The sequence below is a fragment of the Saccharopolyspora sp. genome (assembly GCF_017434145.1).
GTDB classification, from domain to species: Bacteria; Actinomycetota; Actinomycetes; order Mycobacteriales; family Pseudonocardiaceae; genus Saccharopolyspora_C; species Saccharopolyspora_C galaxeae.
Genome location: NZ_JAFRFW010000185.1, coordinates 1 through 3,575, shown reverse-complemented (window position 1 = coordinate 3,575; position 3,575 = coordinate 1). Strand labels below are relative to the sequence as shown.

At 70.7% G+C, this 3,575-nt stretch carries 4 protein-coding genes; 3 read left to right on the top strand and 1 reads right to left on the bottom strand.

The genetic code is table 11. The features are described 5' to 3' along the window. Nucleotides 1-169: 169 nt before the first annotated feature. Nucleotides 170-475, bottom strand: coding sequence for a DUF2530 domain-containing protein (locus IJH84_RS05190; RefSeq protein WP_307849870.1), 306 nt, complete (start codon nucleotides 473-475; stop codon nucleotides 170-172). Nucleotides 476-521: 46 nt separating this feature from the next. Between IJH84_RS05190 and IJH84_RS05185 the strand changes: the two genes are divergently transcribed. From IJH84_RS05185 to IJH84_RS05175, 3 genes are all read left to right on the top strand, one after another. Next, nucleotides 522-2,069: an NCS2 family permease gene (locus IJH84_RS05185; protein WP_295140910.1), complete on the top strand. Its 1,548-nt coding sequence runs from the start codon at nucleotides 522-524 to the stop codon at nucleotides 2,067-2,069. 126 nt (nucleotides 2,070-2,195) lie between these two features. Further along, on the top strand, nucleotides 2,196-2,630 hold the full coding sequence (locus IJH84_RS05180; protein WP_295140907.1) for a MarR family winged helix-turn-helix transcriptional regulator: 435 nt from the start codon (nucleotides 2,196-2,198) through the stop codon (nucleotides 2,628-2,630). Between the two features lie 139 nt (nucleotides 2,631-2,769). Continuing rightward, nucleotides 2,770-3,575 (top strand): MFS transporter (locus IJH84_RS05175; protein WP_295140904.1); only part of this gene is annotated, 806 nt, incomplete at its 3' end.

Below are 3,575 nucleotides of genomic sequence, written 5' to 3'. Positions count from 1 at the left end.
GCGGGTGCACTGGTGGGTCGACTCCGCAGGAGCCGTGCACGCCGAACGCGCTCCCGACGGGCTCTCCCGCGCCTTGGCCTGGGCCGCGGGGGCCTGGCAAAGCCGGTTCGCCCTCGCCGCGCTGCTGGCGGATCCGGAAGGCGTCACGTTGCTGCGGTGAGGCGGGCTGCTAGCCGTCGAGTCCGGCGAGTCCCTTCCACGCGCCGCGGGAGCCGCGGCGGGACGCGGAGCGCTGCCAGCGGAACACTCCGTAACCGATGACTCCCAGCACGAACCCGGCGGTGCAGGTCCAGAACTGCACGCTCTGCGGTGCGACCACGGCGAACAGCACCGCAGCGGCCAGCCACAGCAGCGTCCCGGCCAGCACCACGGGCGTCGGCTCGGCCAGCCTGCGTGGCAGCGCGGGCACGGTGTGTGCACGGGCTGGCGGTGTCGCCGCTGGTGAGGCGGGGGCGGATGCACTGTCGTCGGCCACGTCGGGCAGGCTACCCCGGTAGTCGGCAGCAGGGTGAGGGTCAGTGATGGCGGAGGACACTCCCGGGCAACCGCTCCCGGAGGCGGGCGCCGAAGGCGTCGTCGAGCAGGGCGTTGACCCGGGCGGGCGAACCGCGCGGCGGCGCGGCGGCATCGGCGCGCTGGACCGCTACTTCAAGATCACCGAGCGCGGTTCCACGCTGAACCGGGAACTGCGCGGCGGCCTGGTCACGTTCGTGACCATCGCCTACATCATCGTGCTCAACCCGCTGATCCTCGGCAGCTCGTCGCCCGACTCGCCCACCGCGAAGCGGGACGTGCTCGGCGACATCCTCACCGTGCCGCAGGTGGCCGCGAGCACCGCGCTGGTCGCTGGCGTGATGACGCTGCTGTTCGGCCTGATCGCGAACTACCCGTTCGCCATCGCCGCCGGGCTGGGCATCAACACCCTGCTGGCGGTGACCATCGCCGCGCAGGTGAGCTGGCCGGAGGCGATGGGCCTGGTGGTCGTCGACGGCATCATCATCCTGATCCTGGTCGCCACCGGGTTCCGCACCGCGGTGTTCAACGCGGTGCCGCCGCCGTTGAAGGCGGCGATCGCGGTCGGCATCGGCCTGTTCATCAGCTTCGTCGGGCTGGTCGACGCCGGGTTCGTGCGCCGCCTGCCGGACTCGGCGAACACGACGGTGCCGGTGGGGCTGGGCATCGACGGATCGATCGCGTCCTGGCCGACCGCGGTGTTCGCGTTCGGCCTGCTGCTGACCGCGGTCCTGGTCGCGCGCAAGATCCGCGGCGGCATCCTGATCGCCATCGCGACCAACACGGTGGTCGCGATCGTCGTCGAGTCGCTGGTGCACTCGGGGTCTTCGGAGGACACCGGCAGCACTGGCTGGAACCTGGGCTATCCGGCGCTGCCCGATCAGATCGCCGGGCTGCCGGACCTGTCGCTGGTAGGGGAGATCTCGTTCGGCGCGTGGACGCGGCTGCCCGCGCTGGCCGCGGCGATGCTGGTGTTCACGCTGGTGCTGGCGAACTTCTTCGACGCGATGGGCACGATGACCGGGCTCGGCAAGGAGGCCGGGTTGGCCGATCGGGAAGGCAACCTGCCGGGCATCGGCAAGGCGCTGGCCGTCGAGGGCGTCGGGGCGGTCGCCGGGGGCGCGGGCTCGGCCAGCTCCAACACCGTGTTCGTCGAGTCGGCCTCGGGCATCGCCGAGGGCGCGCGCACCGGGCTGGCGAACGTGGTCACCGGCCTGCTGTTCCTGGCCGCGATGTTCTTCACGCCGCTCTACCAGGTCATCCCGGTGGAGGCGGCCGCGCCCGCGCTGGTCGTGGTGGGCGCGATGATGCTGGCGCAGATCCGGGACATCGACCTGTCCGACTTCACCATCGCGCTGCCCGCGTTCCTGACGATCGTGGTCATGCCGTTCACCTACTCCATCGCGAACGGCATCGGCGTCGGCTTCATCAGCTACGTGCTGCTGCAGTCGGCGACCGGGCGGGTGCGCGCGGTGCACCCGCTGATGTGGGTCGTGTCCGCGGCATTCGTGCTGTACTTCGTCGCCGATCCGGTGAGCGCGCTGTTCGGCGCGTGACCTCCGGGCCGCGTTCTGCCACCTTGGGTGCCTCGCTGCGGCAGCCGTGTTCTATGCTCCGCCGCACCCGCGCCGGAAGGCGGGGTTTGTCCGAATTGCCGCCAGATAGTTTGGTAGACTAACGACGTGTCCGAGATCGCCGAACGCGAGCGCACGCTGGCAGGCAGCCTGCGGATCGCCTCCGTTCGCCTCAACCGCAGGTTGCGGGCGCAGAGCACCGACTCCGTGGTGACGCTGACCCAGCTGTCCGCGCTGTCCACGCTGCACAAGACGGGTGCGATGACACCGGGCGAGCTGGCCGCCAAAGAAGGCGTGCAGCCGCCGTCGATGACGCGCGTGATCGCCGCGCTGGAAGACCTCGGCCTGGTGGTGCGCCGGGCGCACCCGACCGATGGGCGGCAGGCGATCGTCGAGCTGACCGAGGCCGGTCGGCACTGGATCGAAGAAGAGGTCTCCGCCCGCGAACGCTGGCTCGACCAGCAGCTAGCGGACCTCAGCGACGAAGATCGCGCAGCATTGGGCCGCGCGGCCGAAATAATGGAACGGATCGCCGAACGCTAGGAAGGGGCTGAGCACGTCGCCCGGGCCAGGGAGAGCTCCGAAGCCGCCGGGTCACGACCCGGACGACGTCGCAACCGGCTCCGAACCAGGAGCCTCCGGTACCCCACCGGGCCGCTCGCGCACCGATACCGGCGGTGGCATGTTCGCGTCGCTGCGCGAGCGGAACTACCGCCTCTACGCCTCCGGCCAGGTCGTGTCGCTGACCGGCACCTGGATGCAGCGGGCCGCGCAGGACTGGCTCGTGCTCGAACTCTCCGGCGGTAGCGCGGGATCGCTCGGCGTGGCCGTGGCGCTGCAGTTCCTGCCCACGCTGCTGCTGACGCTGTGGGCGGGCATGATCGCCGACCGCTTCGACAAGCGGTGGCTGCTGGTCGGTACGCAGGCCGCGCTCGGCGCGTGCGGGTTGTTGCTGGGGATGCTGGACGTGTCCGGGCTCGCGCAGCTCTGGCACGTTTACGCGCTGTGCTTCGTGCTGGGCTGCTTCGCCGCGATCGACGCGCCGGTGCGCCAATCGTTCGTCGTCGAGATGGTCGGCCCGGCGCAGCTGACCAACGCGGTCGCGTTGAACTCGATGACGTTCAACCTGGCCCGCATCGTCGGCCCGGCCATCGCCGGGCTGCTGATCACCGCGATCGGCACCGGCTGGGTCTTCCTGCTCAACGGGGGCAGTTCGGCGGCCGTGGTGGGCGGGCTGCTGCTGATGAGCTCGGCGCAGCTGTACCGCGGCAAGCCCGCGCCCAAAGAACGCGGCCAGCTGCGCGCCGGGCTGCAGTACGTGCGGCGGCGGCCGGACCTGGTCGTGGTGCTGGTGCTGGTGTTCTGCATCGGCACGTTCGGGATGAACTTCGAGAACCTGTTCGCGGTCATCGCGCGCAACGTGTTCGGCCGCAACGCCGACGGCTACGACCTGCTGATCACGATGCTGGCGATCGGCACGCTGACGCG

What these genes read in the sequence shown, in the direction of transcription:
- IJH84_RS05185 (WP_295140910.1), top strand. Translation starts at nt 522, where the DNA reads ATGGCGGAGGACACTCCCGGGCAACCGCTCCCGGAGGCGGGCGCCGAA.